1 protein-coding gene is annotated in these 14,707 nt (G+C 75.5%); it reads left to right on the top strand.

Translation table 11 applies throughout. The features are described from left to right. Nucleotides 1–2: 2 nt before the first annotated feature. A partial coding sequence (locus ACGFIG_RS30325; protein WP_393008737.1) for a type I polyketide synthase occupies nt 3–14,707 on the top strand: 14,705 nt, incomplete at its 3' end.

Raw genomic sequence — 14,707 nt, 5'->3', positions numbered from 1 at the left:
TGATGTCTACGTCCGCAGACAAGGTCGTCGAGGCGCTTCGCGCGTCGCTCAAGGAGACGGGCCGCCTCCGCCAGCTCAACCAGCAGTTGACCGCCGCCGCCCGGGAGCCGATCGCGATCGTCGCGATGTCCTGCCGCTACCCGGGCGGCGTCGCCAGCCCCGAGCAGCTCTGGGACCTGGTGGCCTCCGGCGGCGACGCGATCGGCGGCTTCCCGACGGACCGGGGCTGGGACCTGGACAACCTGTACGACCCGGACGCCGACCGGGCCGGCCGCTCCACCACCCGCGAGGGCGGCTTCCTCTACGACGCGGCCGACTTCGACGCCGAGTTCTTCGGCATCTCGCCGCGTGAGGCCGTGGCGATGGACCCGCAGCAGCGGCTGCTGCTGGAGACGTCGTGGGAGGCGTTCGAGCACGCCGGGATCGCGCCCGCCTCCATGCGCGGGCAGAAGGTCGGCGTCTTCGTCGGCACCGCCGCGAACGGCTACGGCATGGGCCCGCAGAGCGAGGCCGAGGGGGCCGACGAGGGTTACCTGCTGACCGGTACGGCCACCAGCGTCGTCTCCGGGCGCATCGCGTACGCCCTCGGCCTGGAGGGCCCGGCGGTCACGGTCGACACCGCCTGCTCGTCGTCGCTGGTCGCCCTGCACCTGGCGTGCCAGGCGCTGCGGCAGGGCGACTTCGACCTGGCCCTGGCGGGCGGCGTGTGCGTCATGGCCACCCCCGGCCCGTTCGTGGGCTTCTCCCGGCAGCGGGGGCTCGCCCCCGACGGCCGGTGCAAGTCGTTCGCCGCCGCCGCCGACGGCACGGGCTGGTCGGAGGGCGTCGGCATCCTGCTCGTGGAGCGGCTGTCCGACGCGCAGCGCAAGGGCCACCCGATCCTCGCCGTGATCCGGGGCAGCGCCGTCAACCAGGACGGCGCCTCCAACGGCCTGACCGCCCCCAACGGCCCCGCCCAGCAGCGGGTGATCCGGCAGGCCCTCGCGAACGCCCGGCTGACCACGGCCGACGTGGACGCGGTCGAGGCGCACGGCACCGGCACCGTCCTCGGCGACCCGATCGAGGCGCAGGCCCTGCTCGCCACGTACGGGCGGGACCGCCCCGCCGACCGGCCGCTGCTGCTCGGCTCGATCAAGTCGAACATCGGTCACAGTCAGTCCGCCGCGGGCGTGGCCGGCGTGATCAAGATGGTGATGGCGATGCGGCACGGGCTCGTCCCGTCCACCCTGCACGTGGACGAGCCGACGCCCAAGGTGGACTGGTCGGCCGGCGAGGTGTCGCTGGTGACCGAGGCGACGCCGTGGCCGGCGACCGACCGTCCCCGCCGCGCGGCGGTGTCGTCGTTCGGCATCTCCGGCACGAACGCGCACACCATCATCGAGGAGCCGCCGGCCCCCGACGCCGCCGACGCCGCACCGGCCCCCACCGTGGCCCTGCCGGCGGTGCCCGTGCTGCTCTCCGCCCGATCGGAGGCCGCGCTGACCGCGCAGGCGGGCCGCTGGGCCCGGTGGCTGGAGGACGACGAGGCCCTCCGCACCGTGGACGTCGGCTGGTCGTCGGTCGTGTCGCGCTCCCCGCTGGAGCACCGCGCGGTGCTCACCGCCACCGGCCGCGAGGAGCTGCTGACCGGGCTGCGTGCCCTCGCCGCCGGGCAGCCGTCCGGCGCGGTCGTCGCCGGGCAGGCGGCCGACCGGGGCCCGCTCGCGGTGCTCTTCTCCGGTCAGGGCGCGCAGCGTGCCGGCATGGGTCGGGAGTCGTACGCCGAGTTCCCGGTCTTCGCCGCCGCCCTCGACGAGGTGTGCGCGCAGCTCGACCCGCTGTTGCCGCGCCCGCTGAAGGAGGTGCTGTTCGCCCCCGAGGGCTCCGCCGAGGCGGAGCTGCTGGACCAGACCGCGTTCACCCAGGCCGGCCTCTTCGCCGTCGAGGTGGCGCTGTTCCGGCTCGTCGAGTCGTACGGCGTGGCGCCGGACTTCGTGGGCGGCCACTCGATCGGCGAGGTCACCGCCGCGCACGTGGCCGGGGTGCTGTCCCTGGCCGACGCGGCGGCACTGGTGGCGGCGCGGGGCCGGCTGATGCAGGCGCTGCCGGCCGGCGGCGGGATGCTCGCCGTCGCGGCGGCCGAGGCCGACGTCCTCGCCACGCTCGACGGCCTGGCCGACGTGGGAATCGCGGCCGTCAACGGGCCCACCTCCGTGGTCGTCTCCGGCACCGTCGAGGCCCTGGACGAGGTGGAGCGGCTCTGGCGGGAACGGGGTACGCGCACCCGCCGGCTCACGGTCAGCCACGCCTTCCACAGCCCGCTGATGGAACCGATGCTCGCCGAGTTCCGCACCGTCCTCGACGGGCTGACCTTCGCCGCGCCGTCGCTGCCCGTCGTGTCGAACGTGACCGGCGCGCTCGCCGACGCCGACGAGATCCGCACGGCCGACTACTGGGTGCGCCACGTCCGGGAGGCCGTCCGCTTCGCCGACGGGGTCACCGCGCTGCGCGCCGCCGGCGTGGACGCGTTCCTGGAGATCGGCCCGCGCAGCGTACTGACCGCGATGACCCGGGACGTGCTGAGCGGGCAGCAGCCGGCGGACGCCGACGAGGACACCCCTGTCATCGCCGTGCCCGTCCTGCGCGCCGACCGCCCCGAGGCGCGGGCCCTGCTCGCCGCCCTGTCCGAGCTGCACGTCAACGGATCACCCGTCGACTGGCCGGCCCTCTACGCCGACGCCGGAGCGACCCCGGTCGCCCTTCCCACGTACGCGTTCCAGCGGCAGCGCTACTGGCCCGAGCAGTTGCCGGTCTCGGTCACCGGCCCGGTCAGCCCCGACGTGGTGGACGTCGAGTTCTGGTCGGCGGTGGAACGCTCCGACGTGGCGGCCCTCGCGGCGCAGTTCGGCGCCGACGGCGCGGCCCTGGACGTGCTGGCCCCGGCCCTGCCGGTCCTGTCGTCCTGGCGCAAGGCGCGACTGCGGGACGCGGTCGTCGACGGCTGGTCGTACCGGGTGGTGTGGAAGCGGACCGCCGCCCCCGCAGCCGTCACCCCGTCGGGCCATTGGCTGCTCGTGGCACCCGCCGACGACGCCCCCACCACGGAATGGGCCGAGGCGCTCGCGGGGGCGCTGACCGCCGCCGGCGGCGAGGTGTCCCGGCTGGCGGTCGACCCGCTCGCCGAGCGCGCGGACATGACGTCGCGGGTGGCCGAGGCCGTCGGGGACGCCCCGTTCAGCGGGATCGTGTCCCTGCTGGGACTGCTGGACCGGCCGCACCCCGCCCAGCCGGCGGTGCCGCTCGGCACGGCCGCCACGATGACGCTGGTGCAGGCCCTGCACGCCGCCGACGTCGCGGCGCCACTGTGGATGGTCACGCGGGGCGCGGTCGGCACCGGGGACACCGACCCGGTGCGCAGCGTCGCCCAGGGCGGGCTGTGGGGCCTGGCCCGGGTCGCCGGGCTGGAGCACCCGCAGCTCTGGGGCGGCCTGGTCGACCTGCCGGACGGGCCCGAGCGCGGCGACTGGGACCACCTGGTGGGCGTCCTGACCGGCGGCGGCCCCGAGGACCAGGTCGCCGTACGGCCCTCCGGTGTCTTCGTACGGCGACTGGTGCGCGCCACGCCGGCGACCGTGGGCACCGTCGACCGCTGGCAGCCCTCGGGCACCGTCCTCATCACCGGCGGCACCGGGGCGCTCGGCGCCCACGTGGCCCGCTGGGCGGCGGCCAACGGGGCGGAGCACCTCGTGCTGACCAGCCGCCGGGGCGAGCACGCCCCCGGGGCGACCGAGCTGCGCGACGAGCTGACCGGGCTCGGCGCCCGGGTGACCCTGGTCGCCGCCGACATGGCCGACCGCGCCCGCGTCGAGGCGCTGCTGCGCGACGTCGACGCCGACCCGGCGCCGCTGACGGCGGTGGTGCACGCCGCCGGGGTGGGCCAGCTGAACATGCTGGTCGACACCGACCTCGCCGGGCTGGCCGGGGTGCTGGACGGCAAGATCGCCGGTGCCGTGCACCTGGACGAGCTGCTGGGCGACCGGCCGCTCGACGCGTTCGTGCTGTTCTCCTCCATCGCCGGCATCTGGGGCAGCGGCGGACAGGCCGCGTACGCCGCCGGCAACGCCTTCCTCGACGCTCTCGCCGAGCGGCGCCGCGCCCGCGGCCTGGCCGCCACCGCCGTGGCCTGGGGACCCTGGGCCGAGGGCGGCATGGCCAGCGGCGAGGGGCAGGAACTGCTGGCCCGCCGCGGCCTCAGCCCGATGTCCCCGGCCCAGGCCGTGTACGCGCTGCGCAGCGCCGTCGGCCGGGCCGCGCCGTCGGTGACCGTGGCGGACGTCGACTGGTCCCTGTTCACCCCCGCGTTCGCCGCCGCCCGCGCCCGCCCCCTGCTCGACGACATCGCCGAGGCGCGCGACGCCCTGCGCGTGGTCGACGCGGAACCGGAGGACACCGCCGGTGGCGGGCTGCGGCAGCACCTGCTGACGCTGCCCCGTGCCGAGCAGGACCGCTACCTGACCGACCTCGTACGCACGCACACCGCCGCCGTGCTCGGGCACTCCGGCACGGACCTGGTCAAGGCCAACCGGGCGTTCAAGGAACTCGGCTTCGACTCGCTGACCGCCGTCGAGCTGCGCAACCGGCTCGGCGCCGCCACCGGCCTCACCCTGCCCACCACCCTGGTCTTCGACTACCCGAACCCGGCGGCCCTCGCCGACCACCTGTCGGCGACGCTGCGCCTGCACGAGGTCGAGACCGTCACCGCCTGGGGCCCCGCCGGGCCGGTCGACGACGACCCGATCGTCATCGTCGGCATGAGCTGCCGGTATCCGGGCGGCGTGGCCAACCCGGACGACCTGTGGGACCTGGTCGCCACCGGGCGCGACGGGATCAGTGGCTTCCCCGACGACCGGCACTGGGACATGGGACGGCTGCTGGCCGTCGACGCCGACGGGCAACCCGTCTCGCACACCCGCGAGGGCGGCTTCGTCGACGGCGCCACCACCTTCGACCCCGGTTTCTTCGGCATCTCGCCGCGCGAGGCGGTCGCCATGGACCCGCAGCAGCGCCTGCTGCTGGAGGCGTCCTGGGAGGCCATGGAGCAGGCCGGCATCGACCCGGACGAGCTGCGCGGCAGCCGTACCGGCGTCTTCGTCGGCGCCTCCCCGTCGGGCTACGGCACCACCGACACCCCGGCCGAGCTGGCGGGCTACCAGCTCACCGGCGGCGCGCACAGCGTCATCTCCGGCCGGGTGTCGTACACCTTCGGGCTGGAGGGCCCGGCGGTGACGGTCGACACCGCCTGCTCGTCGTCGCTGGTGGCGGTGCACCTGGCCGCCCAGGCGCTGCGCGGCGGCGAGTGCGACATGGCGCTCGCCGGCGGCGTCACCGTCATGGTGACCCCGGGTGCCTTCGTCGAGTTCTCCCGCCAGGGCGGCCTCGCCCCGGACGGGCGCTGCAAGTCCTTCGCCGCCGACGCCGACGGCACCGGCTGGTCGGAGGGCGTCGGCGTGCTGCTGGTCCAGCGGCTCTCCGACGCCCGGCGGCAGGGCCGCCAGGTGCTCGCCGTCATCGCCGGCAGCGCCGTCAACCAGGACGGCGCCTCCAACGGCCTGACCGCCCCCAACGGGCCGGCGCAGCAGCGGGTGATCCGGCAGGCCCTCGCGAACGCCCGGCTGACCACGGCCGACGTGGACGCCGTCGAGGCGCACGGCACGGGCACGACGCTCGGCGACCCGATCGAGGCGCAGGCGCTGCTGGCCACCTACGGCCAGGGCCGCCCCGCCGACCGGCCGCTGCTGCTCGGCTCGATCAAGTCGAACATCGGCCACAGCCAGGCCGCCGCCGGCGTCGCCGGCATGATCAAGATGGTGCAGGCGATGCGGCACGGCCTGCTCCCGTCCACCCTGCACCTCGACGAGCCGACCCCCCACGTGGACTGGACCGCCGGCGCGGTGTCCCTGCTGGCCGAGGCGCGCCCCTGGCCGGCGGTGGACCGGCCGCGCCGGGCCGCCGTGTCGTCGTTCGGCATCAGCGGTACGAACGTCCACCTGATCCTGGAACAGCCGCCCGCGCCCACCGCCGGTGACGAGCCGGACGCCGGTGACGAGCCGTCCCGGACGCCGTCGGTGCTGCCGGTGCTGCTCTCGGCCCGGGACGCGTCGGGACTGTCGGCGCAGGCCGGACGTTGGGCGCAGTGGCTCAGCGGTACGGAGACCCCGCGTCCGCTCGACGTGGCGTGGTCGTCGGTGGCGTCACGCTCCGTGCTGGAGCACCGGGCGGTCGTGTCCGGCGCGAGCCGGGAAGAGCTGTTGGCGGGCCTCGAAGCCGTGTCGGCGGGCGAGCCCTCGGTCGGCACGGTCACCGGCCCGGGCGGGCAGCGAGGCCAGCTCGCTCTGCTCTTCTCGGGTCAGGGTGCGCAGCGTGCGGGCATGGGTCGGGAGTTGTACGCCGGGTTCCCGGTGTTCGCGGCGGCGTTGGACGAGGTGTGTGGGCAGCTGGATTCGTTGCTGCCGCGTCCGTTGCGGGAGGTGTTGTTCGCTGAGGCGGGTTCCGCTGAGGCGGAGTTGCTGGACCAGACTGTCTTCACCCAGGCGGGCCTGTTCGCGGTCGAGGTGGCGCTGTTCCGTCTCGTGGAGTCGTTCGGGATCGTTCCCGACATGCTCGCCGGCCACTCGATCGGTGAGGTGACGGCCGCGCACGTCGCCGGGGTGCTGTCGCTGGCCGACGCGTGCGCTCTTGTGGCCGCGCGGGGTCGTTTGATGCAGGCCCTGCCCACGGGCGGCGGGATGTTGGCCGTGGCGGCCGATGAGGCCGCAGTGGTGGAGTCGATCGCGGGCCTGGGCGACCGGGTGGGTATCGCGGCGGTCAACGGACCCACCGCAGTGGTGGTGTCGGGTGCGGTCGACGCGCTCGACGAGGTGGAGCGGGTCTGGCGGGATCGGGGCGCGCGCACGCGCCGGTTGACGGTGAGCCACGCGTTCCACAGTCCGTTGATGGAGCCGATGCTGGCCGAGTTCCGGGCGGTCCTGGACGGCCTTACCTTTGCCGCGCCGCTGCTGCCGGTCGTGTCGAACGTGACCGGTGCCCTGGCCGGCGACGAGATCCGCACCCCGGAGTACTGGGTGCGGCACGTGCGGGAGGCCGTACGCTTCGCCGACGGGGTGACCGCGCTGCGGAGCGCCGGTGTGGACACGTTCCTGGAGGTCGGGCCGCAGAGCGTCCTGACCGCGATGGCCGCCGACGTGCTGCCCGACGACGACGCTGTGCTGGCTGTCGCCGTGCAGCGTCGGGACCGCCCGGAGGCGCAGGCGTTGCTGCACGCCCTGGCCGAGTTGCACGTGCACGGGGTTCCCGTGTCCTGGCGGCGGTGGTTCGCCGAGACGGGTGCGCGGCGGGTGGACCTGCCCACGTACGCCTTCCACCGGGAGCGGTACTGGCTGCCGCCGGCAGGCCAGTCCGCCGACGTCTCGGGGGCGGGTCTCGGCGTGGCCCGGCACCCGCTGCTCGGGGCGGCGGTGTCGGTCGCCGGCGAGGACATGGTGGTCCTGACCGGCCGGCTGTCGGTGTCGACCCACCAGTGGCTCGCCGACCACGTCGTCTCCGGCGCCGTGGTGGTGCCGGGCACCGCGCTGGTGGACCTCGTGGTCCGGGCGGGCGACGAGGTCGGGGCCTCCCGGGTCCGTGAGCTGACCGTGCTCGCCCCGCTCGTGCTGCCCGCCACCGGCGGCGGCGTACGGGTGCAGGTCCGGGTCGGTCCCGTCGACGGGGCCGGCAGCCGGTCGGTGACCGTGCACTCCCAGCCCGAGGACGACCCGGAGTCGGGCTGGACCCGCCACGCCGACGGCCTTGTCGGCGCCCCCACGGCCGACGAGCCCACCCTGGGCGCGTGGCCGCCGCCCGGCGCGTCCGAGGTGGACGTCACCGGTTGGTACCCGACGGTGGCCGAGCACGGGCTCGCGTACGGGCCGGTCTTCCAGGGCCTGCGGCGGGCGTGGACCGCCGAGGGCGAGGTGTTCGCCGAGGTCGCCCTCCCCGACGAGGTGGGCGGGGACCCGGCGGGCTTCGGGGTGCACCCGGCGCTGCTGGACGCCGCTCTGCACCCCGTCGGGCTGCTGCCCGCCGACGAGGCGGGCGGCGGGGCCCGGGTGCCGTTCGCGTTCGAGGGGGTGCAGGTCCACGCCGTCGGGGCCCGGACGCTCCGCGTCCGCCTCACCGCCTCCGGCAACTCCGTGCGGCTGGCCGCCGTCGACGAGACGGGTGTCCCCGTGGTGTCGGTGGACTCGCTGACGCTGCGCGAGATGACCGGTCTGGCGGCCGCCCCGGACGAGGCGCACCGCTCCCTGTTCGAGGTCTCCTGGCAGCCCGAGCAGATCGCCGCGCCCGACGGGGCGTACGGCTGGGCCGTGCTCGGTGGGCGTCCGCTCGACGGCGTCCCGCAGCTTCCGGCGTACACCGATGTCGCGGCGGTGACCACGGCGGTGTCGGACGGCACCGCCCCCGCGGCCCTGCTGCTGCCCGTCACCCCGGCGGTCTCCGGGGCGGACGTGCCCGACGCGGTCCGGTCGGTCACGGCCGAGGTCCTCGGCACGGTGCAGGCGTGGCTGGCGGCCGACCCCCTGGCGGACTCGCGGCTGGTCGTCGTGACCCGTGGCGCGGTGGCCGCCGGCACGGACGACCGCGTCACCGACCTGGCGGGGGCGGCGGTCTGGGGCCTGCTGCGCTCGGCCCAGTCGGAGCACCCCGGCCGGATCGTGCTGGCCGACCTGGAGTCCGGCGTCGACCTGGACGCCGACCTGCTGGCCCTGCTCGCCGCAGCCGCCGACGACCCCGCTCTCGGCGGGCAGCTCGCGGTGCGGGCGGGCACGGCGTACCTGCCGCGGCTGGTCCGCGCCGCCGGCGCCGCGCGCCCCCCGGCGACCCTCGGGCGGGGAACCGTCCTCGTCACCGGGGGCACCGGATCGCTGGGCGCCCTGGTGTCCGAGCACCTCGTCACCGCGTACGGCGTGCGTTCGCTGGTGCTGGTGTCCCGGCAGGGGCCGGCGGCCCCCGGCGCCGACGCACTGGTGGAGCGGCTGGCCGCGCTGGGTGCGACCGCCCGGGTGGTCGCCACCGACGTGACCGACCGCGAGCGCGTCGGCGAGCTGGTCCGGTCCATCACCGCCGAGGACCGCCTGGCCGGGGTGGTCCACACCGCCGGAGTCCTGGACGACGGCGTGGTCAGCGGGATCACCGCCGAGCGGTTGGCGGACGTGCTGGCCCCGAAGGTCACGGCGGGCTGGTGGCTGCACGAGGCGACCGCCGAGCTGGACCTCGACCTCTTCGCGCTCTTCTCCTCCGTCGCCGGGGTGCTCGGCTCTCCCGGCCAGGCCGCGTACGCGGCCGGCAACGCCTTCCTGGACGCCCTCGCCCTGCTGCGGGCGCAGCGCGGACTGCCCGCCGTCAGCCTCGCGTGGGGCATGTGGGACACCGACGGCATGGCCGCGTCGATCAACGACGCCGACCGGGCCCGGGTGACCCGGGCCGGTCTGGTCCCGATGACGGCCCCCGTCGGGCTCGGGCTCTGGGACGCCGCCCTGACCCACGGCGGCGCGGCGCTGGTGCCGGCCGTGGTCGACCTGCCCGCCATGCGGGCGCAGAGCGCCGCCGGCCGGGTGCCGGTGATGCTGCGGACCCTGGTGGGAACGGTCGCGAAGCGTCGCCGCTCCGGCAGCGGAACCTGGGCCGACCGGCTGGCCGGACTCGACCCGCAGGAGGCGCGTACGCAGGTGGCCCTGCTGGTGCGCGGGATGATCGCGCAGGTCCTCGGCCACGGCGGCGCGGAGGCGGTGCCGGCGGACCGGGCGTTCCGGGAGCTGGGCTTCGACTCGCTGACCGCCGTCGAGCTGCGCAACCGGATCAACAGCGCGACGGGGCTGCGGCTCACGTCGACGCTCGTCTTCGACTACCCGACCCCCGGCGCCCTGTCCGAGCACCTGTACGAGCAGCTGTCCGGGCAGGTCGCCGAGCAGCAGCACGCCGTGCGGGCGACCAACGTCGACGAGCCGATCGCCATCGTGGGCATGGCCTGCCGCTACCCGGGCGGCGTGACGAACCCGCAGCAGCTGTGGGACCTGGTCGCCGCCGGCGCCGACGGCATCGGCGAGTTCCCCACCGACCGGGGCTGGGACCTCGACCGGCTCTTCCACCCCGACCCGGACAACCCCGGGACGTCGTACACCCGCCACGGCGGTTTCCTGTACGGGGCCGCCGAGTTCGACCCGGACTTCTTCGGCATCTCGCCGCGCGAGGCGATCGCCATGGACCCGCAGCAGCGGCTGCTGCTGGAGGCGTCGTGGGAGACGTTCGAGTCGGCCGGTCTCGACCCGTCGCGGCTGCGCGGCAGCCGGACCGGCGTCTTCGCCGGGCTGATGTACCACGACTACGCCTCCGGCGTGCAGGACCTGCCCGAAGGCGTCGGTGGCTACCTCGGCACCGGCACCTCCGGCAGTGTGCTGTCGGGTCGGGTGGCGTACACGTTCGGCCTGGAGGGCCCGGCGGTCACCGTCGACACGGCGTGCTCGTCGTCGCTGGTGGCGCTGCACCTGGCCGTGCAGGCGCTGCGCGGTGGCGAGTGTGATCTGGCGTTGGCCGGTGGTGTGACGGTGATGGCGACGCCGGGGACGTTCATCGAGTTCTCGCGCCAGCGTGGTCTGTCGCAGGACGGCCGCTGCAAGTCGTTCGCGGCGTCGGCCGACGGCACGGGTTGGTCCGAGGGCGTGGGTGTGCTCCTGGTGGAGCGGCTGTCGGACGCGCAGCGCAACGGGCACCGCGTGCTGGCGGTCGTACGCGGCACTGCCGTCAACCAGGACGGCGCGTCGAACGGCCTGACCGCCCCGAACGGCCCGTCGCAGCAGCGGGTCATCCGCCAGGCACTGGCCAACGCGCGGCTGACCCCGGCCGACGTGGACGCCGTCGAGGCGCACGGCACCGGCACGACGCTGGGCGACCCGATCGAGGCGCAGGCGCTGCTGGCCACGTACGGGCAGGACCGCCCCGCCGACCGGCCGCTGTGGCTCGGCTCGATCAAGTCGAACATCGGGCACACCCAGGCCGCCGCCGGGGCCGCCGGCATCATCAAGATGATCATGGCGATGCGGCACGGCGTACTGCCGTCGACGCTGCACGTCGACGAGCCGTCCCCGCACATCGAGTGGAGTGCCGGGGCGGTCTCCCTGCTCACCGAGGCGCGCGACTGGACCGTGGCGGGCCGGCCCCGGCGCGCCGCGATCTCGTCGTTCGGCGTCAGCGGCACCAACGCCCACGTGATCATCGAGCAGCCGCCCGCCGAGGCGGACCCGACCCGCGCCGACGAACCCGCTGCCGGGCCGGTCCCGGTGCTGCTGTCGGCCCGGTCCGAGGCCGCCGTCGCGGCGCAGGCGGACCGCTGGGCCCGCTGGATCGCCGGCGACGAGGAGCTGCGCCCCCTCGACGTCGGCTGGTCGTCGGCCGTCGACCGGGCCGTACTGGAGCACCGCGCGGTGGTCGCCGCGACGGACCGGGACGAACTGCTGGCCGGGCTCCGCGCCCTCGCCGCCGGTGAGCCGGCCGCCGCCGTGGCCACCGGCGCCGGCACGCGTACGCAGCTGGCCGTGCTCTTCTCCGGTCAGGGCGCGCAGCGCGTGGGCATGGGTCGGGAGCTGTCGACCCTGTTCCCGGCGTTCGCCGCCGCGCTGGGCGAGGTGTGCGCGCAGCTCGACCCGCTGCTGCCGCGTCCGCTGCGGGAGGTGCTGTTCGCGCCCGAGGGCTCCGCCGAGGCGGAGTTGCTGGACCAGACTGTCTTCACCCAGGCGGGCCTGTTCGCGGTCGAGGTGGCCCTGTTCCGTCTCGTGGAGTCGTTCGGGATCGTGCCCGACGTCGTCGCCGGTCACTCGATCGGCGAGGTGACGGCCGCGCACGTCGCCGGGGTGCTGTCCCTGCCGGACGCGTGCGCGCTCGTCGCGGCGCGGGGTCGACTGATGCAGGCGCTGCCGGCGGGCGGCGGGATGCTGGCCGTCGCCGCCGACGAGGCCGCGGTGGCGGAGTCTCTCGTCGGCCTGACGGACCGCCTCGGCATCGCGGCCGTCAACGGGCCGGCGGCCGTGGTCGTCTCCGGTGCCCTAGAGGCCTTGGACGAGGTGGAGCGGGTCTGGCGGGACCGGGGCGTACGCACGCGCCGGCTCACCGTCAGCCACGCGTTCCACAGCCCGCTCATGGAGCCGATGCTCGACGAGTTCCGCGCGGTCCTGTCGGGGCTGGCGTTCCGGGCGCCGCTGCTGCCGGTCGTGTCGAACGTGACCGGGGCGCTCGCCGACGCCGACGAGATCACCCACGCCGACTACTGGGTACGCCACGTCCGCGAGGCCGTGCGGTACGCCGACGGGATCACCGCCCTGCGCGAGGCGGGCGTCGACACGTTCCTGGAGATCGGGCCGCAGAGCGTCCTGACCGCGCTGAACGCCGACCTGCTCGCCGACGACGCGCCCGCGGTGGCCGTCCAGCGCCGGGACCGTCCCGCCCCGCAGGCGCTGCTGCACGCGCTCGCCGAGCTGCACGTGCACGGCGTACCGGTGACCTGGACGCAGTGGTTCACCGACAGCGGCGCGCGCCGGGTCGACCTGCCCACGTACGCCTTCCAGCACCAGCGGTACTGGCTCGGCGCGGGGCAGGCGCGTACCGCCGACGTGTCCGGCGCGGGCCTGGGCGTCGCCGGGCACCCGCTGCTCGGCGCGGCGGTCACCGTCGCCGGCGCCGACATGGTCGTGCTGACCGGCCGGCTCTCCCTCGCCACCCACGCGTGGCTCGCCGACCACGTCGTCTCCGGCGTGGTGATCGTGCCCGGTGCCGCCCTGGTGGAGTTGGCGGTGCGGGCGGGCGACGAGGTGGGTGCGTCGCGGGTGCGGGAGTTGACCGTCGCCGCGCCGCTGGTGCTGCCGTCGGCGGGCGCGGTGCGGGTGCAGGTACGCGTCGGCGCGGCCGACGAGGCCGGCACGCGGGTCGTGGCGGTGCACTCGCAGTCCGAGGGTGACCCGGAGGCCGAGTGGGTCCAGCACGCGGAGGGTGTGCTGGAGCCGGCGTCGGCCGACGAACCGGGTGTGGGGGAGTGGCCGCCGGTCGACGGCGTCGAGGTGGACGTCACCGGTTGGTACCCGGCGCTGGCCGAGCGCGGCCTGTCGTACGGGCCGGTGTTCCAGGGCCTGCGTCGGGTGTGGACCGCCGCCGACGACGTGTACGCCGAGGTGCTCCTGCCCGACGAGGCGGCGGCGGAGGCCGCCCGGTTCGGCGTGCACCCGGCGTTGCTGGACGCCGCTCTGCACCCGATCGGGTTGCTGCCCGGTTCGGACGGCTCGGGTGGGCCTCGGGTGCCGTTCGCGTTCGAGGGTGTGCAGGTGTACGCCTCGGGTGCGCGGGTGCTGCGGGTGCGGTTGTCGCGTGCGGGCTCGGCGGTGCGGTTGGTGGCGTGCGACGAGTCGGGTGCGGCCGTGGTGTCGGTGGACTCCCTGGCCCTGCGCGAACTGACCGGCGTGGCCGCGGCCAGCGCGGCGGCCCGCTCGCTGTTCGAACTCACCTGGCAGACCCAGGAGGTCGCCCCGGCCGGGGACGCCTCCGGATGGGCGCTGCTGGGCTCGCCGACTATCGCCGACCTGCCGGCATTCGGCGACGTCGAGGCGCTCGTCGCGGCCGTCGACGCCGGTCAGGCGGTCGCGCCGAAGGGGCTGCTGCTGACGCTCGACCCGTCACAGGTCGCCGTGCCGGAAGGGGTACGTGCGACGACCACGGCTGTGCTGGCGACGGTGCAGTCCTGGCTGGCGGCGGACGCGCTGGCGCATTCGCGGCTCGTGGTGGTGACGAGGGGCGCGGTCTCGACCGGTGGCGAGGATCGGGTGTCCGATCTGGCTGCTGCGGCGGTGTGGGGTCTGTTGCGGTCGGCGCAGTCGGAGCATCCGGGTCGGATCGTCCTGGCGGACGTCGACGGCGATGTGGATGCCGGGACGTTGGCTGTGCTGGTGGCGGTGGCGGACGAGCCGGTGGCTCACGGTGGTCAGGTCGCGGTGCGTTCCGGCGAGGTGTTCGTGCCGCGTCTGGTGCGGGCGGTCGCTCCGGCGTCGGCGGACGCCGCCGTGGTGGGTGACGGCTCGGTGCTGGTGACCGGTGGTACGGGTGCGCTCGGTGCGTTGGTGGCGGAGCATCTGGTGTCGGTGCACGGGGTGCGGTCGCTGGTGCTCGTGTCGCGGCGTGGTCTGGAGGCTGCGGGCGCGGGTGAGTTGTCGGAGCGGTTGTCGGCGTTGGGTGCGTCGGTGCGGGTCGTCGCCTGCGACGTGACGGACCGGGATCAGGTCGGTGCGCTGGTGGCCGAGGTCTCCGCCGGGGGCCGCCTGGCGGGTGTGGTGCATACCGCGGGTGTGTTGGACGACGGGGTGATCGAGCGGGTCACCGAGGAGCGTCTGGCGGGGGTGTTGGCGCCGAAGGTGTCGGCGGGTTGGTTGTTGCACGAGGCGACGGCGTCGCTGGATCTGGATTTGTTCGTGGTGTTCTCGTCGGTGGCGGGTGTGCTCGGTTCGCCGGGTCAGTCGGCGTATGCGGCGGGTAATGCGTTCCTGGACGGGTTGGCGGTGTATCGGCGGCAGTTGGGGTTGCCGGCGGTCAGCCTCGCCTGGGGTATGTGGGACACCGCTGGTATGGCGGCGTCGATCGAGGAGGCGGATCGGGCGCG

Source organism: Micromonospora sp. NPDC049048 (assembly GCF_043197615.1).
In the GTDB taxonomy this organism is placed as follows: Bacteria; Actinomycetota; Actinomycetes; order Mycobacteriales; family Micromonosporaceae; genus Micromonospora.
This window is presented reverse-complemented; position numbering and strand designations above follow the sequence as displayed.